Source organism: Anaerostipes sp. PC18 (assembly GCF_039789045.1).
GTDB lineage: Bacteria > Bacillota > Clostridia > Lachnospirales > Lachnospiraceae > Anaerostipes > Anaerostipes hominis.
Map to the genome: position 1 here is coordinate 1,546,113 of NZ_CP121164.1, position 16,903 is coordinate 1,563,015.

The following is a 16,903-nucleotide window of genomic DNA, read 5'->3' on the forward strand; positions in this document are numbered from 1 at the left end:
GATGGTCAGATTAATACAGTATTTTTTCGGAAGTATATTTTTAGAGATATCAGGTCCTTCCGTGGAACGTTTTCTTAACCTATGTGCAAAACAAAACCTGGTGCTCTGGAATCTGAAGCCGGGTGGGAATGGATATCAGTGTTCCGTACAAAAGAGAGCCTATGAAACTGTTCTGGCACTTGCAGAAAAAACCGGGACTTCAGTCCGGATTCTGGGGAGAAAGGGGCTTCCCTTTTTTTTATTGGAGCACCGGAAACGAAAGGTGTTTTTCTTCGGCATCGGCATGGCCTTAGTCCTGATGTTTTTAATGTCCCAGTTTATCTGGGAGATCACAGTGTCGGGAAATGAACGGTATTCCAAAAGCGATATGCTGAAATATGTAAAGAGCAATTTTTATCAAATCGGGACGTATAAGAAAAAGATTGACTGCAACCTGTTAGAGGAACATATCCGGGAAGACCACGAAGGCATTGCATGGGTTTCCTGTTCCATCAACGGCACCAGATTACATATTGACATAAAGGAATCATTGGACAGGAAAACGAAACAAAATCCCAGAAAGCCATGTGATATTGTTTCCAATAAAAAGGGAACAATTACTTCTATGTCAGTAAAAAGCGGCACTCCTTTAGTCCAGGTGGGAGACAAAGTAAAAAGGGGAGATACGCTCATTTCGGGAATGATCTATTATTACAGTGACGATTATCAGGTCACCGAGACAAGCAAGATCAAAGCCGACGGGCAAATTATTCTGAGAACCAAAGAAGATTACAAGGAGACCATACCGATTGCCACTTATGAGAAAAAGTTTATATCGAAAAGTACGCGGGTGGAAAGTATACAGCTGTTAAACTGGCAGCTCAAGCTTCCGATCAAGGAGCAGAAAGGGGATTATGACGTCTTAGGTGAGAAGAAACTGCTGCACATCGGTGATCTGTATTTTCCGATAGGCATCACAACAAAGAAGTTTGAAGGATACGAACCCAAAAGAAGAGTTTTGACGGAAGCACAGGCTCAGGATAAGCTGAAAAAACGGCTCTCTGCATATGTCAATGACAAGAAGAAAAAGGGAATTAAAGTGATAAAAACCAACATTCAATATGAGAGACAGGGAAATGACTACATTGCCAAGGGGACGATTGATGTCGAGGAGCCGGTTGGAAAGATCAGAAATATAAAATCTCTGACGAAAAAACAGGTAGAAAAGATTACGCCGACAACCGCTGCTCCGCAGTAATTCTGTCTGCTGCCGTATGACAAAATGTTGAAAAGATCGGAGGCAAATGGTAAACTACTATTAATATAAGAAAATAAAATGTTGAGGAGTACCTATGAATCCAATAGAAATAGATTTGGAATTTCCTTCTGAGCATGGAGGAAATGTATTTGGACAATTTGATGTTTACATGAAGAAGATCGAAAAGACTCTTCATGTAAACTTGATTTTAAGAGACGGACAGCTGAAAGTGGTGGGCGGCGAAGAAGCTGTGAAAAAAGCGGAGTCTGTGATCGGGGAACTGCTGGAACTCTCCAGGAGAGGCAACATTATCACAGAACAGAATGTCAATTACGCTTTGTCCCTGTCCATGGAAGAAAAAAGCGGCCATCTGCTGGAACTGGATAAGGATGTGGTCTGCCACACCGTCCAGGGAAAGCCTGTGAAAGCCAAGACACTGGGACAGAAAAAATATCTGGAACAGATCTCAGAGAAGATGATCACGTTTGGAATCGGACCGGCAGGGACCGGAAAGACTTATCTGGCCATGGCCATGGCCATCACTGCATTTAAGAATGATGAAGTGAACCGCATCATCCTCACCAGGCCGGCCATAGAAGCCGGTGAGAAGCTTGGTTTTCTTCCGGGGGATCTGCAGAGCAAGGTAGATCCGTATTTAAGGCCGCTCTATGACGCTCTCTATGAGATCATGGGGGCAGATGCCTTTATGAAGAACATGGAAAAGGGTCTGATTGAGGTAGCTCCTCTGGCTTATATGAGGGGAAGGACACTGGATAATTCCTACATCGTCCTGGATGAGGCACAGAATACGACACCCGCCCAGATGAAGATGTTTTTAACCAGGATCGGTTTTGGATCAAAGGCGATCATTACCGGTGATCTGACCCAGAAAGATCTCCCGTTTGACAGTATTTCAGGCCTGGAAGAAGCAGTAAGAGTACTTGGGAAAATTCCGGATATCGGAATATGTAAGCTGACAAACAAGGACGTCGTGCGGCACCCTCTGGTACAGCAGATCGTCACGGCATATGATAAATATGAAGAAAGCAAAAACCGAAAGAAAAAAGAGAAAACTCCCCGGAAACGAACGAAAGACAGGTAAAGTTATGAGTGTTTTTTTAGAGAATGAGTATGAAGGAACAGCAGGCATAGACTGTGAAATGATTGCCGGACAAGTTATTGAGGCTGCTGTGGATTATGTAACATGCCCTTTTGAGTGCGAAGTGAATCTCATGCTCGTGGGAAATAATGAGATCCATCGGATCAATCTGGAACAAAGGGGCATTGACCGTCCCACGGACGTTCTTTCCTTTCCGATGGTCGAGTACGAAAAGCCGGGATGTTTCGACGGACTGGAAGAAGATCCGGCAGCGTTTCACCCGGATTCAGGGGAGCTGATGCTGGGTGATATTGTGATTTCCATGGACAAGGCAAAGGAACAGGCCGAGGCTTACGGACACAGCCTGGAGAGAGAATATGCCTTTTTGATCGCCCACAGTATGCTTCATCTGTTTGGATATGACCACATGGAAGATGAAGAACGTGCGGTGATGGAAGAGAAACAGGAAGAGATCTTGCAGCTGGTCCACTACACGAGAGATTAGAGGTAACTATGGGGAAAAAACAAAAGAGCAGTTTTTTAGTACAAGGAACCATATTGATTGCGGCTCAGATGCTTTGCCGAATTATTGGATTACTGTATAGAAGACCATTATTTTCTGTTATTGGCGAGCAGGGAATGGGATACTATGGATTTGCATATACGATCTATAGTATGGTTTTACTGATAGCATCGTTTAGCATTCCACTGGCAGTATCCAAAGCGATTGCATCAAGGCTTGCAATGAAACAGTATAAAAATGCACAGAGAGTGTTTCATGGAGCTTTAATATACGCGACAGTAGTTGGCGGTGCAGGGTTCATCTTCACATATGTTGGGGCCCCTTTTCTTGTTCCGAATGAGGGGTCTGTCTTTGCACTAAGGACTATGTCGCCAACAATATTCTTTTCCGGAATTTTAGGTGTACTGCGGGGATATTTCCAAGGGCACAATACTATGGTGCCTACCTCCGTATCACAGATCATCGAACAACTGCTTAATGCTGTGGTCAGCGTTGTCATGGCATATGTATTAGTTGCGCCTTATGTAGGACATGCTACAAAAGCAGCAGCATTTAAATTGGCTGAACACGGAGCAGCAGGAAGTGCCATAGGTACTGGAGCAGGTGTTTTGATCGGACTTTTATTCTGCTTTATTGTTTATTTAAGTTATCGACCAAAAGTAAAGTTACAGATAAAGCACGATAAAACAAAAAAGACCGAATCCTACAAACGAATTGTAAAGATTCTGATCTTTACGATCACCCCGGTAATTTTCAGTACATTTATATATAACTGCAGTGCCAGTATAGATTCTACTTTATTTGGACATCTGCTGACGAATAAAGGATTGCCGGAGACAACAGTATCTGCTTTTTACGGCCTGTTTTCAAGTCAGTATAATGTATTGATCAATGTTCCCATCGCGATCGCATCTTCTTTATCCAATGCCATTGTACCTGATATTGCAGGGTCTTATGCGGTCAATGAACAGGATGCGATCAAAAGAAATATTGATACAGCCGTCCGGTTTATATTATTGATTGCTATTCCATGCGCAGTTGGAATTGCAGTTTTAGCAAAACCTGTGATTGGACTGTTGTTCGGACCCAAATATGCAGTTGAGGGATTGAGTCCGAGGATGCTGCAAGTCGGTGCTGTTTCTATTGTATTTTACTGTCTGTCTACTATGACAAACGGTATCCTGCAGGGTCTTGGGAAGATGAGAGTTCCAGTAAAACATTCAGCAATTTCAGTTGTAGCCAATGTTGCAGTTTTGGTACTTTTAATTCAGACCACAAATGCCAATGTTTATGCAATCGTTTTGGCAACGGTGGCTTTTTCAGTCGTCATGAGCATGCTGAACGCCCGGGCGCTCACTAAATTTACAGGGTATAGACAGGATGTAAAAAAATCTGTATTAAAACCTGTTTTCAGTGCTGGGATCATGGGAATTGTAATATTTATCATTTCCTGGGTTTTTGAACAGTTTATATCTGGATCTAGCATAGGTTATGCGGCTTGCTTGGCTGTTGCGGTGCCTGTTGGTATGATTATTTACTTTATATTTGTAATTAAATTTCAAACTTTTTCAGAAGAAGAGTTGAAACAAATGCCGAAAGGACATGTCATCTTCAAATTGGCTCAAAAGTTTAAGATACTCTAATAATATTTCTTTAATAAATATCGGAGTAGGTTACGATTCAGATATAATTAAATCTGAATTATTGTTGACGATTTAGATATCATTAAATAATTTATCTACTGTTTTTAAAATTAACTACTAAGACCTGTTAACAAAGTCATGGCTTTTTTAGCAGGTTTTTAAACTCTATTTTATCTACATTTTCCACGATAACTAAACTGACATGTCTATAGTCAGCATTACTATTATTTTTAGGTTTCTTATTGCTCATCTACTTTGAGTTGCTTTTAGTGCCGTGCCATAAAAGTGTAATTGTTAGAGTGTCATTCACTCTAAAAGCTGCCCTTATCTTTATTAAATAGGGGCAACGGTTGGTATGATTTTTTTTGTATTTGCTCCACTTGTGAATAACACTGTCAACCCTCCCTTTTTGATTAATGTTCGCTTAGGCTGGTTGATAACTCCAAAGGAGTTTCGTGTAGCGAACGAGACTCAATCTTAATGAGTGTGGGCGGCAATACAATTGCCATAATTATAAAAATATATCAGGAGGTTATGATGATTAGCGTAGGAATTGATGTAGCATAAGGAAAAAGCACTATTTTTATGTATTAAACTATATATAGATTGTTCGCATGCTATTTGGTATTGTTCATTTAGAAAAGAATATGAGTGAGTTGGCAGCTATGCTTCTAAGATTTGATGACGATATATAAATTCTCATGGAAGCGATCGGTCTTTATCATATTTCAGTTTTTACATATTTACAAGTGAAAGAAATTGATAATTTAAACTTTATGAAGTTATATTGCAGTAAAGATTTCAAAAGCGTAAACGGATAAGATTAATGTAAGAATCGTTGTTAATTACGGAATTGAGCACTGGTCCACAATGAAAAATTTTCAAATATCAGGTGATGTGTATCGGAATGAAAACTACTTGTCCAATAGTATTAACATTATACGACGTTACATATCCTGTCTTTGTACGAGCTAATCTATTTGTCGAATTATACAATGACTGGGAAAAGGATTGTTTGTGTGTAGGAATGAGGAAAATCGGAAAGATAAGCTGATTGCTTATACAGGAATTGATACTTAGAGATATGAAGCGTGTCAATCCCTAGAAACGAATCGAAGATAACCAGTAGAGGTTCAGCTGTATTGCGTAGCGTAGGGTATGAACAATGCGCTGTACAAAGACTAAGATTATCCAGCAAACTATAAAAAGCAATTAGAGAACGAAATAAAGAAAGTTGATAAAATATCAGGCTTATATACATTTCTTAGAATCTACTATGCGAAAGTTAAGGAAATATATAATAATTCGTGGAAACTGTTAAATAGAAGAATGAAAATTGGATAGAAATGTAATAATTTTTTTGTTGTGCTTGCATATTTGGAGAATAAGTAAAAAAGATAAAACCTGTGAAAGAACGAATGATTTCTCTTATCAGCTTTTATTCAATTTTTACTTCATTGTTGTATAAAAGTTCAAAAGTACAGAAATTTTTAGGGACTTACGATTTTTTATTAAATCATTAAGAAAAATGAGTGTGTGAAACTTTTTCTGTAAAATAGAACTTAGAAGGTTCTTCTATGATAAAATAAAAATCATAGGAGGGCCTTTTATTATGGCAAGAGAAAAGAAACCAGTACACAAAGTACAAATGACGGAAGGGAAACGCAACATCATCCATCAGCTCCTGGAGGAATACCATATCCAAACAGCGGAAGATATTCAAGATGCCCTGAAAGATCTCCTTGGCGGAACCATCAAGGAAATGATGGAAGCGGAACTGGATGATCATCTGGGATATGCAAAATCAGAACGCTCCGACAATGAGAATTACCGGAATGGATACAAACCAAAACAGGTAAATAGCAGTTATGGTTCTATGCAGATCCCTGTGCCACAAGATCGGAAATCTACTTTCGAACCACAAGTGGTGAAAAAACGGCAGAAAGATATTTCTGATATTGACCAAAAGATCATTTCCATGTATGCAAAAGGGATGACGACCCGGCAGATATCAGAAACCATGGAGGAGATCTATGGCTTTGAAACCTCGGAAGGATTTATCTCTGATGTCACAGACAAGATCCTGCCCCAGATCGAAGACTGGCAAAACCGGCCGCTGGATGAGGTCTATCCAATCCTATATATTGATGCCATCCACTATTCTGTCCGTGACAATGGAATGATCCGTAAACTTGCCGCCTATGTCATTCTTGGGATCAATGCGGAAGGGAAGAAAGAGGTACTTACGATTCATGTTGGAGAGAATGAAAGCTCAAAATACTGGCTGTCTGTTTTGAATGAGCTGAAAAACCGGGGCGTAAAGGACATCCTTATCATCTGTGCGGATGGTCTTACAGGCATAAAGGAGGCCATTGCTGCTGCATTCCCCAAAACAGAATATCAGAGATGCATTGTCCACCAGGTGAGGAATACCTTAAAATATGTTCCAGATAAAGACAGGAAGGCGTTTGCAGCAGATTTAAAGACGATCTACCAGGCATCGGATGAAAAGAAGGCCCTTGCAGCCCTTGAACGTGTGACAGAGAAATGGACACCCAAATATCCGAATTCGATGAAACGCTGGAAGGACAACTGGGATGCTGTTTCTCCCATCTTCAAGTTTTCAGCAACCGTCAGGAAGGTGATATACACAACCAATGTCATAGAATCACTGAATTCCACCTATCGGAAGCTGAACCGCCAGAGAAGCGTATTCCCAAGTGATACGGCGCTGTTGAAAGCGCTGTATTTAGCGACATTTGAGGCTACAAAGAAATGGACGGTAACGATGCGCAACTGGGCACAAGTATATGGGGAGTTAAGCATCATGTACGAGGGACGACTTCCAGAGTAATTCAAAGACGGCCTAAAACGGGCGGATTTACCGCCTGCTGTTGACATGTTTTTTTGTAACTGTTATATATAAAGTAAGGGCGAAAAGCCTGTTTTTCAAGACTTTCGCCCTTCATTATCATAGAAGAATCTTATTTACAGACTTTTTTTCATAGTCTCAGAAAAATAGTAGATTATTGTTTAATTCAATTGATATCAAACCATTTGCGTTTTAATTTCGAGAATTTGTTAGATTTTATTGATTTCGAAATTATATTATTTATTTTTGAAAAGTTTTTATAATCTTTTCTTAATCCTATAGACATTTTTTCTTCACCTAAGGTTTCTTTCAATATATGAAATTTATAATTATGTTTTTTAATCTCATGATTGATATATACACTATCTATCACTAGAGCATCTATTTTCTTACTGTTCAACTGCTGACAGGCTTTAGATAATTCTTTATAAATTATTATAGTCTTTGTTTTTGTTTTTAAATTCGAATTTAAAAACTTATCAGCTGCACTAGACTTTATATATACACCTATTTTCTGATTGGACAAATCTGAAAAATTTACTATGGTTGAAGCATTATGCGTAACAATTACTTGTTTGTTTAATAAATATGTTTTGGTGAAATTAGTAAAAGCTTTTCTCTCATTAGTTTTTACCAAACCACTCCAGATTAAGTCAATCTTATTATTTTCTAATAAATCATATTTTTCCTGCCAATTAATATCTTTTATTTTATATTTAATTTTTGAATTTTTGAAAGTTGCAGTAATGAATTCAATCTCAAAACCAGTTAATTTACCGTTTTTTTTATAACACATTGGATAATAGTCAGAATCAACTCCTATGACTAGTGAATCATCATATTTATTATTGAAAAAAATAAAAGCTAAAAATAAAGATAAGATGCCTGCTATCAAAAGCTTTTTCATGATTTTTCCTTTCAGTATGACTAGTTTATTGTTAAGGATAAATGGCCTAAATAAAGAATATCCAGGCCATTTATAAACTTTGAATTTTTAAGAATTGTTAGCGATAGCCAAATTCACAATAACGAGTTTTATTGCCTAAATACCAATGATTTACAGTATAAGCATCGCCTTTTGTTTTTACACCATAAGTTCTACCTGAGTCGATTCTGCTGATTTTATGAGAGGTTTCATAATATTTGATAGAGGTTCCTGTTGCACCCTTATATACAGCATTCTTTACTAATTTCCGTCCACCGCTTTTGTAACTAGTATATTTGAGTTTTATTTTTACACCATCAACAGTTTTACTATATGTACCGGTTGCAGCAATGGCTGGAGTTAAAAAAGTTAACATTGTACAACAACTCATAATAATACAAATTACTAATTTTTTTATTCTCATATGTTTCTCCTTTAGTATTTTAAATTAGTTGTCGATAATTCTTTTTCTTATAAAAAATTTCATTGATAAATTAGATTTTCCTGTACTTTTAATAATTATCTTATAGATCCTCCCTTCTAGTATTTGATGTGTTTCTAGAACGATAGAAAATTATTATTGGAATCTTTAGACCAAGTTATAAATTTTAAAAATTATAATCAGTTCTTTTGTATAAAGTAAAAGTGATCGAAATAGATTTAACAGAATTATTAACCTTTATTATTTAAAAATAGTATTTTCCATTGCTAATAATACCTGTATTAAAATAATTAATTACTTTTTTGAGTTACATCTACAATTGTTTTTTAGAAGTAATAATAAATACAAAATATTATGATTGCTATCCAAAATCTTAAGGGTCGAAAATTCAAGATTCCTTTCTTGACATGCCTATATTTTGTAAGCTTACAATATATATCCGTAAGAAATCGAAAAATTCCTCGAAAAATTATAAGTATTGTAATTTTTTTCATTTAAAGGTAAAATATATGGAAACCTACTATAAGAAGTTATGCTTAAGCTAGAAAAAATGAAGATTGTTTCTCATCAGAAAAATGATCATTAAAAAAAGTTCCCTCACAACTCTTTTATAACATTTATGTAAAAGGTCTGTGTGGAATGGTCGTAATGGAAAAATAAAACGAATTCGGACTAATTTTGGAGATAATGATATAAAATGTCATAGATGGGGGCATAACAGATCTTATGAAAAATATCATGAAACGAGAAATATAATAAAATGAAAGTTTTATCCATATAGGAGAATAGCTAGATCTTAGACTGAATACGTTTTTTGGTGAATATCAAAGGAACTTTTCTAGTTGTTAAGGTGAAGAAGGGAGGTGTCACATCAGGTTAGAAACCGAAGGGATTTATCATTAGAGACTTAGAAATGATATATAAGTGACTATTTTGTTTTCTGGATGTTATTTTTTCGTGGAAATTTTTAATTTTGTTTAATAAGAAATAAATTAAAGCGCATGCTAGGGCTCACTATTGATTCAAGATCTATAATGATGCAGCTAGAAGAGAAAGAATTGAGAATCAAGATCAAAATAAGAATGTTTCTATAGTTATTTGAGGATTTAAACGGTTGAATCATAATTTCGTCGTCTAAAAATAAGATTGAGGTAAAAGAGTTGAGACTGAATAAATTATAAAAATTTCCTTTCTAACTCCATAGGAGTGATTGAAATAAGTGATATAGGAAGAGATGTTATATGGTACATCTAACTAATAAATTATTCAGAGACAACCGTGATACTACACTACTTTAACCAGTTGGATGTCAGAAAATAATTTTAAAGTTCACAGCATACGAATATGTTATAAACAAAAAATAAAAAAAGGAGAAGTATGTATTTAGTTCTGTAAATATCATACAAGAAATATGCTAACTTTTTACTCACTATTAGAAAAAGATTCAGACAAACAAAAGTTTGAACAAATATACCACAAGTATAAAAATTTGATTTTTTACATAGCAAATTCGAGATTAAATGATCAATATTTGGCAGAAGATGCAACTCAAGATACATTTCTTCGAATTGCTCAGAATATTCAAATGTTTACTGATGTATACTCTACTAGGACAAAAAATTTAATCTCAAGAATTGCTAAAGGAAAAACTATTGATATCATTAGAAAAAGAAACAAACTAAATGTGGTTGATGATGAATTGCTCCAATATTTATGTAATAGAGAAAAAATTATAGAACTTCCACTGGAGCGTATTATTACAACTGAGGATTATTTAGAATTTATAAATTTAATGAAACTTTTGAATAATACAGACAAAACGGTACTTGAGTTAAAGTATATTTATGAGCATTCTGATAAAGAAATTGCTAGTTTGCTGGATATTTCTTACAAGGCTGTAAGTAATAGATTATATAGAGCAAAAAAAAATCTTCAGAAATTATTATATGCTGCAGGGATAATTGGTAAATTAAATGAAAAATAATCAGAAGAGTTATTAAAAGCTGATTTAATTGAGGAGATACTGTTTTATATGGAACAGATCTCTAAATATACTGAATGAAATGAATATTATATATTTTCTAATAAATTTGGGAGTAAAACACAAAGTAACTATAGACTTTATTTAACTTTATTTACTGTTAAAGACCCTCAAAACATAATGAGAAAATATATAAAAAAACATTGATTTATATTTGAACATAAAATACAAAGAAGATAGAAAATATTATGGATGTCATTGATAGTTGAAACCTAAATATATTCTGAATGGATATTATTTATACAAATACGAAGCGAAAACTTATCCTACAAGAACTTACATGTTCTTTTGTCTCATTTTGAATCGGTCACGATCATCTTTCCAGAAAACTAGATTAACAAGCAAGAAAAAAGTGGTTTATGTACATTTTAATGGGGAGGGAGGAGCTGTAGACATCGCAAAGAAATTTAGTATTCCACCAGATTATACTGTAAGTACGTGGATCCCTTTATGGATTTGTAAAACTCAGAGATCTTAAGCTATAGTATCTCAAAGAGGCTATAGACTATAAATATCATGTTCGGTTTGCATCAGGTCATTAAGATTACATTAGATTGCTATTACGAAATGAGCTTTCATTTCGATCTAGGTTAGGCGTATTAAACGAAAGCTCTTGAAAATACGTTGAAAACAAACCGGATATATCAGAGTGTGTCAAGGAGAAGGAACTGTTATGGGAACTTCTTTGGGATTATAAAACAGGAAATTTACTATTATATATATTACAGTTCTAAGGAATGAATATATTGAGTAATATAATCACAAAAAGATTAAGCAAAAACTTCACTGTTTGCGTTGGGCAAAATACCGGCGTAGCGAAGCCGTAATACTACTTTGCTATAAGGGCTAACTTATTGGAGGTATCACCGAATAATGTAGGATGTTTTAAGCATGTTCTGAGAAACTTGGGGAAAGATAATTTGAATTTGAGAGTATGTTCTGGGGAAACTAACATAGTGTAAGTAAGCAATTCTTATTGCAAACAAAGAAAAGTATCTATATCAAATTTCCTGTTTCTGCTATAATATAAGAAAAAGGGAGGATAGGGCATGAATCAAATATTAGAACAGATGCAGCAGGAAAAGAAACTGGTCAGCTTATATCACTTTGTCGGAGGCAGAGAAAAGATCTTAGAAGGTTACATCCTTTACATAACGGAACAAGAACTTCTAGCGGCGAAGATTTCAGAAAGAGGAGAATACGACGGTTTTATTCTGGAACGACCGGATCATTTCTTCAGGGCACAGACAGACGGCAGCAAGGAGAGGCGGATTGGAACGCTGTATCTCCACAAGAAAAGAAGTCACGGGTGGATTATAAAGAAGGATCATCAGTCCTGTATGGAGGCACTTTTGAGATATGCCAAGGAACAGAGACTGCTCGTGAGTTTTTATATGGATGAAGACAGAAGATATTCCATCCTCGGATCCGTCCTGGATTTCAGCAAGAATTTTGTCAAAGTCCAAAAGATTAATACCGATGGTTTTGAAGACGGTTTTGTGTATCTGGATATTCAGAAAGTAATTTCCTGCCGATGTGATACGGCAAAAGAACAGGATATTTTGCTGCTGAATCATGTAAATTGCTAAATTTGATTTTTTTTGAATAGAACGGCTGATTTTGGGAACGCTTATGGAAAAGGAGTGTTTCGTATGAACAAAATCAACCGTTTTTTATTAATATATATGGTCGTGATCACAACCCTCTGCGGGTATATGTGTTATGTGGCGTTTTATCAGAAGGATACCAGCCAGGACAAGCTGGTCCATCAGGTGCAGTCCACAATCATCAAAGAACAGACGACAAAAGAGCAGGCAGAGACTTCTAAAAAGAAAAAGACAACCTACGGGCTCGCCCTGCGCGACGGCAGTCTGGTGATCTTGAACAATCAGACAAAAGAAATTTTTGAATATACAGATTTAACAAAAAATGATCTGCCGGATGAAGTCCACCAGATGCTGAAAGAGAAAAAGAAATTTCATTCCGTGGAAGAAGTGTATCATTTCCTTGAGTCTTACAGCAGTTAGCACTATAATCTAAAGAGAAGATAAAATTCTGAACAAGATAGATTGAGGTGACCGGAATGAAGAGAGTTTTTTTGATCGTGCTGGACAGCTTCGGCATCGGGGAAGCGCCGGATGCCAAAGATTTCGGGGATGAGGCAAGCAACACGCTGCTGGCAGTGTCCAAAAGCCTGTACTTTGACCTGCCGAATCTGGAGAAACTGGGGTTATTTGCTGTTGACGGCGCAGAGATTGACGGTGACAGGCAGATAACTGCGCCGATTGGCAGCTACGGACGCATGACAGAACAGTCGAAGGGAAAAGATACTACCATCGGACATTGGGAGATCGCGGGGATCATATCTGAAAAACCGCTGCCGGTGTATCCGGAAGGATTTCCGGAAGAAGTCACTGCGCTTTTTGAACAGGAAACAGGTAGAAAGATCCTTTGCAACCGGCCGTATTCCGGTACGGAGGTTATAAGGGATTACGGAGATGAGCACGTGAAGACCGGAGCGCTTATTGTCTATACATCGGCGGACAGTGTATTCCAGATTGCGGCTCATGAAGATGTGGTGCCGCCGGAAGAATTATACAGGTACTGTAAGACTGCAAGAAAGATACTGACTGGAAAACACGGCGTGGGCAGGGTCATTGCGCGTCCGTTTACAGGGGAGAGCGGCCATTATACCAGGACATCCAACCGGCATGATTTCTCTATAGAACCGCCAAAAGTGACTATGTTGGATCAGCTGAAAGAAAAGGGATTTGATGTGATCGGTATTGGAAAGATCCATGATATTTTTGCCGGAAAAGGGCTGACTGAGTTTTCGTTTACGAAAAACAATGAGGATGGCATTGAGCAGACGAAAGAATGGATGAAGAAGAGGTTTGAAGGATTATGCTTCGTGAATCTCGTAGACTTTGACATGCTGTACGGGCACCGAAACGATGTGGACGGATATGCCAAAGCTCTCAGCTATTTTGATAAACAGCTGCCAAAGCTTCTGGGGCTGATGAAGGAGGGGGATGTACTGATGATCACGGCAGACCACGGATGTGATCCGTCGACTCCTTCCACGGATCATTCCAGGGAATATACGCCGTTTCTCATGTATCAATATGGGCAGACAAAAGGTGTCAATTTAAAAACAAGAAAAACATTTGCAGATATCGGGAGCACTGTGTTAGACTATTTTGGTGTAGAGTCAAAATTAGACGGAACCAGTGTTTTGGAGGATATAGATGAAATATGATGTAATCATCGTAGGAGGCGGGGCATCCGGCATGACGGCGGCTATCACAGCGGCGCGCAGAGGATGCTCCGTCCTTGTGCTGGAACGGATGGACAAGCCGGGGAAAAAGATCCTTGCCACAGGCAACGGACGGTGTAACCTGACAAACAGTTACTTGGACCAGGACTGTTACCGGGGAGAAAAACCGGGATTCCCATATTCTATGCTGGAGGTGTTCGGGGCGGCAGAGACCCTGGATTTTTTTCAGTCCATGGGGATGCTGACCACCAACTTGGGAGGATATTATTATCCTGCGTCCATGCAGGCTTCCACAGTCGTTGATACACTGACAGGAACAATGAGACAGCTCGGCGTACATATGAAGACAGGGACGGAAGTCAAAAGGATTCAGAAGAAAAAGGATACATTTCATGTAACGTGCGGCACAGATAAGTATCAGGGCAGGAATATCATCCTGGCAGCCGGGGGAACGGCCCAGGAAAAACTGGGGAGCAACGGCAGCGGATATGCTCTGGCAAAAGCTATGGGACATACTGTTACGGATATTTTTCCGGCTCTGGCGGCTCTGGAATCAGGGGAAAAGTTCTTTAAACATCTGGCCGGCGTCCGCAGTGTCTGCGCTCTTTCGGTTTATGTGAACGGCCAAAAGACCGCAGAACAAAAAGGAGAGGTCCAGTTTGCCAAATACGGAATATCCGGAATTCCGGTATTTCAAATCAGTCGGTATGCCATCGATGCTCTGAGGAAGAAGAAAAAGGTGGAGGTGATCTTAAACCTCATGCCGGAGCAGATTACATTGAAGGAATTAATGGACTATTTCAGAAAAGTCGGATATTACAAGACAGCGGAAGAATTTCTCCAGGGCTTCCTGAATAAAAAACTGGCATTTACGGTACTGAGCCGTATAAAGATCCGGCCGGAGAGGAGTGCAGCAGACCTTACACAGAAAGAACTGAGGCAGATCCGCTCCATGATACAGAAGTTTCCGGTCCCGGTTTCGGGGTATAAAGGGTTCGATATGGCACAGGTGACGGCAGGCGGCGTCTCTGTCAGGGAAGTCATCGAGGGTACACTGGAATCCAAGATCCATCGGGGGCTGTACTTTGCCGGGGAATTGCTGGATGTAGACGGCACCTGTGGCGGATATAATCTTCAGTGGGCTTTTACATCAGGATATATTTCGGGAAATCAGATAGAGGCGGGGAATCAATGATCAGAATCAGTCAGATAAAACTTCCGGCGGAACATACGAAGGTCCAGCTGGAACAGAAAATAAAGAAAGCGGTACATCACGCACCGTTAAAAAGCTATCAGATCTTTAAGCGGTCTTTGGATGCCAGAAAAAAAGACCAGATCAGCTATGTATATACAATCGATGCAGAAATAGAGAGAGAATCCGTGTTTCTCAAAAGAAACAAAAATCCCAGGATAGCGAAGGCCGAAAGAAAAGAATACCGGTTACCCAGGTGCAGAAAGGAAATACCGGTCCGCCCTGTGGTGATCGGCATGGGTCCGGCCGGCCTTTTTGCCGCCCTGGTTCTGGCAAAAGCCGGGTTAAAACCGATTCTTCTGGAGCGAGGGAAACCCGTGGAAGAGAGAATGAAGGACGTAGAGGCTTTCTGGGAAAGCGGAAATCTCAACCCTGAGTCAAACGTACAGTTCGGAGAAGGAGGGGCCGGAACCTTTTCTGATGGAAAACTCAATACGGCAGTGAAGGACAAATACGGGCGGAACCGGTTTGTGCTGGAGACCTTTGTTAAATACGGGGCACCGGAAGAAATCTTATATGACGGAAAGCCGCATATCGGGACAGACCTGCTCTGTAAGGTTGTGGCAAATATGAGAAATGCCATACAGGAAGCAGGAGGAACGATTCGGTTTGAAAACAAGGTAACAGATTTAGTAATAAAAGAAGGCAGAATGACTGCGCTTGTGATCAATGAAACAGAGACACTTCCCTGCGATACCGCAGTACTGGCGGTAGGACACAGTGCCAGAGATACCTTTGAAATGCTGTACGAAAATAAGCTGTATATGATGCCGAAATCTTTTGCTATCGGGGTAAGGGTGGAGCATCTGAGGCAGAAGATTGACGAATCCCAGTATGGAAAAGGGGCGGGGGACAAAAAACTGCCCACGGCTTCCTATAAACTTACTTACAGGGCTTCAGGCGGCAGGAGTGTCTATTCTTTCTGTATGTGCCCCGGAGGATTTGTAGTGAATGCGTCTTCAGAAAAAGGAAGGCTGACAGTCAACGGCATGAGCAATCACGACCGTATGGCGAGAAATTCAAACAGCGCGATCATTGCCAGTGTAACGCCGGAAGATTTTGGATCGGAACATCCGCTGGCTGGCATCGAATTCCAGAGAAAGTGGGAGGAGAAAGCTTACCGGGCCGGAAACGGAGCGATACCCGTTCAGACGTTTTCAGATTTTAAGGAAGATAAAAAGAGTGATAAATTCGGAAGAGTCCTTCCCAATACAAAAGGGAAAACAGCATTCGCAAATATAAGGGAATGTCTGCCGGATGAGATTTCAGAGGCAATCATCGAGGGAATGGATGCCTTTGAGAAAAAAATCAAAGGATTTTCTGATGGTGATACAGTCCTGAGCGGAATTGAGGCGAGAACCTCATCTCCTCTCCGGATGGAAAGGGATGAGTCATTTCAGAGCAGTATTCCCGGGATCTATCCATGCGGGGAAGGCGCAGGATATGCCGGAGGAATCACGTCTGCGGCTATGGACGGCATCAAAACGGCCGAACAATTAATCGAAAATATGGATAAAAAATACAACATATTGTGATGTTTAACATCTGGACACACAATATATATTGGTTTATAATAGAGGACAGAATAATTG

At 38.9% G+C, this 16,903-nt stretch carries 13 protein-coding genes; 11 read left to right on the forward strand and 2 right to left on the reverse strand.

Annotation, left to right across the window (positions count from 1 at the left end; translation table 11 throughout):
* Position 1 precedes the first annotated feature (1 nt).
* From P8F77_RS08360 to P8F77_RS08380, 5 genes are all read left to right on the forward strand, one after another.
* Complete coding sequence (locus tag P8F77_RS08360; RefSeq protein ID WP_024727760.1) at positions 2-1,237, forward strand: sporulation protein YqfD; 1,236 nt, start codon at positions 2-4, stop codon at positions 1,235-1,237.
* Positions 1,238-1,331: 94 nt separating this feature from the next.
* A complete protein-coding gene (locus P8F77_RS08365; protein ID WP_148459212.1) occupies positions 1,332-2,339 on the forward strand; it encodes a PhoH family protein in 1,008 nt (335 codons plus the stop codon).
* Positions 2,340-2,343: 4 nt separating this feature from the next.
* Positions 2,344-2,841, forward strand: a complete 498-nt coding sequence (gene ybeY / locus P8F77_RS08370; protein ID WP_024727759.1) for an rRNA maturation RNase YbeY — start codon at positions 2,344-2,346, stop codon at positions 2,839-2,841.
* 8 nt (positions 2,842-2,849) lie between these two features.
* Entirely contained in the window at positions 2,850-4,502 is a 1,653-nt protein-coding gene (locus tag P8F77_RS08375) for a polysaccharide biosynthesis protein (protein WP_287518095.1), read from the forward strand.
* A gap of 1,612 nt (positions 4,503-6,114) precedes the next feature.
* On the forward strand, positions 6,115-7,356 hold the full coding sequence (locus tag P8F77_RS08380) for an IS256 family transposase (protein ID WP_302582943.1): 1,242 nt from the start codon (positions 6,115-6,117) through the stop codon (positions 7,354-7,356).
* Positions 7,357-7,540: 184 nt separating this feature from the next.
* On the opposite strand, the gene P8F77_RS08385 is transcribed toward P8F77_RS08380, so the two are convergent.
* Complete coding sequence (locus tag P8F77_RS08385; protein ID WP_287519818.1) at positions 7,541-8,281, reverse strand: transporter substrate-binding domain-containing protein; 741 nt, start codon at positions 8,279-8,281, stop codon at positions 7,541-7,543.
* A 97-nt stretch (positions 8,282-8,378) separates the two neighbouring features.
* Positions 8,379-8,723, reverse strand: coding sequence for a hypothetical protein (locus P8F77_RS08390; RefSeq protein WP_287519820.1), 345 nt, complete (start codon positions 8,721-8,723; stop codon positions 8,379-8,381).
* Positions 8,724-10,152: 1,429 nt separating this feature from the next.
* On the opposite strand from P8F77_RS08390, the gene P8F77_RS08395 reads away from it, so the two are divergent.
* From P8F77_RS08395 to P8F77_RS08420, 6 genes are all read left to right on the forward strand, one after another.
* A complete protein-coding gene (locus P8F77_RS08395) occupies positions 10,153-10,725 on the forward strand; it encodes a sigma-70 family RNA polymerase sigma factor (RefSeq protein WP_287519822.1) in 573 nt (190 codons plus the stop codon).
* A gap of 1,106 nt (positions 10,726-11,831) precedes the next feature.
* Positions 11,832-12,371, forward strand: coding sequence for a hypothetical protein (locus P8F77_RS08400; RefSeq protein WP_287519824.1), 540 nt, complete (start codon positions 11,832-11,834; stop codon positions 12,369-12,371).
* Between the two features lie 63 nt (positions 12,372-12,434).
* Positions 12,435-12,809, forward strand: coding sequence for a hypothetical protein (locus P8F77_RS08405; protein ID WP_024727750.1), 375 nt, complete (start codon positions 12,435-12,437; stop codon positions 12,807-12,809).
* A 56-nt stretch (positions 12,810-12,865) separates the two neighbouring features.
* Positions 12,866-14,041: a phosphopentomutase gene (locus tag P8F77_RS08410; protein WP_024727749.1), complete on the forward strand. Its 1,176-nt coding sequence runs from the start codon at positions 12,866-12,868 to the stop codon at positions 14,039-14,041.
* On the forward strand, positions 14,031-15,254 hold the full coding sequence (locus P8F77_RS08415; protein WP_287519826.1) for an NAD(P)/FAD-dependent oxidoreductase: 1,224 nt from the start codon (positions 14,031-14,033) through the stop codon (positions 15,252-15,254). Before P8F77_RS08410 ends, P8F77_RS08415 begins: the two co-directional genes overlap by 11 nt.
* Complete coding sequence (locus P8F77_RS08420; protein ID WP_287519827.1) at positions 15,251-16,846, forward strand: FAD-dependent protein; 1,596 nt, start codon at positions 15,251-15,253, stop codon at positions 16,844-16,846. The genes P8F77_RS08415 and P8F77_RS08420 overlap by 4 nt, the downstream gene beginning before the upstream one ends.
* The last annotated feature ends 57 nt before the right edge of the window (positions 16,847-16,903 follow it).

Coding starts and splice junctions, on each gene's coding strand:
- P8F77_RS08360 (WP_024727760.1), top strand. CDS start 2: ATGGTCAGATTAATACAGTATTTTTTCGGAAGTATATTTTTAGAGATA.
- P8F77_RS08365 (WP_148459212.1), top strand. CDS start 1,332: ATGAATCCAATAGAAATAGATTTGGAATTTCCTTCTGAGCATGGAGGA.
- ybeY (WP_024727759.1), top strand. CDS start 2,344: ATGAGTGTTTTTTTAGAGAATGAGTATGAAGGAACAGCAGGCATAGAC.
- P8F77_RS08375 (WP_287518095.1), top strand. CDS start 2,850: ATGGGGAAAAAACAAAAGAGCAGTTTTTTAGTACAAGGAACCATATTG.
- P8F77_RS08380 (WP_302582943.1), top strand. CDS start 6,115: ATGGCAAGAGAAAAGAAACCAGTACACAAAGTACAAATGACGGAAGGG.
- P8F77_RS08385 (WP_287519818.1), bottom strand. CDS start 8,281: ATGAAAAAGCTTTTGATAGCAGGCATCTTATCTTTATTTTTAGCTTTT.
- P8F77_RS08390 (WP_287519820.1), bottom strand. CDS start 8,723: ATGAGAATAAAAAAATTAGTAATTTGTATTATTATGAGTTGTTGTACA.
- P8F77_RS08395 (WP_287519822.1), top strand. CDS start 10,153: ATGCTAACTTTTTACTCACTATTAGAAAAAGATTCAGACAAACAAAAG.
- P8F77_RS08400 (WP_287519824.1), top strand. CDS start 11,832: ATGAATCAAATATTAGAACAGATGCAGCAGGAAAAGAAACTGGTCAGC.
- P8F77_RS08405 (WP_024727750.1), top strand. CDS start 12,435: ATGAACAAAATCAACCGTTTTTTATTAATATATATGGTCGTGATCACA.
- P8F77_RS08410 (WP_024727749.1), top strand. CDS start 12,866: ATGAAGAGAGTTTTTTTGATCGTGCTGGACAGCTTCGGCATCGGGGAA.
- P8F77_RS08415 (WP_287519826.1), top strand. CDS start 14,031: ATGAAATATGATGTAATCATCGTAGGAGGCGGGGCATCCGGCATGACG.
- P8F77_RS08420 (WP_287519827.1), top strand. CDS start 15,251: ATGATCAGAATCAGTCAGATAAAACTTCCGGCGGAACATACGAAGGTC.